Origin of the sequence: Mycobacterium arosiense ATCC BAA-1401 = DSM 45069, from assembly GCF_002086125.1 — a bacterium.
In the GTDB taxonomy this organism is placed as follows: domain Bacteria; phylum Actinomycetota; class Actinomycetes; order Mycobacteriales; family Mycobacteriaceae; genus Mycobacterium; species Mycobacterium arosiense.
The window spans coordinates 1-556 of the sequence record NZ_MVHG01000238.1; the positions used below are offsets into that span (position 1 = coordinate 1).

Below are 556 nucleotides of genomic sequence, written 5' to 3' on the forward strand. Positions count from 1 at the left end.
ACCGCGCCGATCCCACGTCGGCGTAGTCGAGTGCGGGTCGCGCGGCTGGAATAGGCCCGATCCCCGCGGACGCGATCGGGACGAGTACGCGGCCGGCCACCGCGTCGGCGGTCCACTTTCACGTGCGCGAGCAAATGCTCCAACACCGGCCCGTCATGGGCTTGGCCAGGGCCCACGAGCACCACCATGGGTCGTCCTCGGCCGTCGACGAGGTGATGGATCTTGCTTGTCAGTCCGCCGCGCGAGCGACCAATACCGTGGTCAGGCGGCTCGATGCCCGGATTCGTGTAATTCGACCCAGCCCCCTGTGTCACGGGTGATGTTCGTGGCGTGCTGGTGAGCACGGGCGATCGTGGAATCCACCGCCACCGCCCAGTCGATGATTCCGGCCTCCTCGGCGGCGGCCAGCAACCGAGACAGCACCACGTCCCAGGTGCCGTCGGCGCTCATCCGCCGATGCCAGGTCCAGATCGTCTGCCACGGCCCGAACGCCCCGGGCACGTCTCGCCAGGCGATCCCACACCGGTACCGATAAATAATGCCCTCGACCATCGAG

At 67.8% G+C, this 556-nt stretch carries 2 protein-coding genes; both read right to left on the reverse strand.

The window, feature by feature from the left end; translation table 11 throughout:
* On the reverse strand, nucleotides 1-344 hold a 344-nt coding region (locus BST14_RS31810; RefSeq protein ID WP_368731264.1), incomplete at its 3' end, for a transposase.
* Nucleotides 262-556: transposase (locus BST14_RS28275; RefSeq protein WP_142279687.1), on the reverse strand; the 295-nt coding region annotated here is incomplete at its 5' end. The genes BST14_RS31810 and BST14_RS28275, both read right to left, overlap by 83 nt.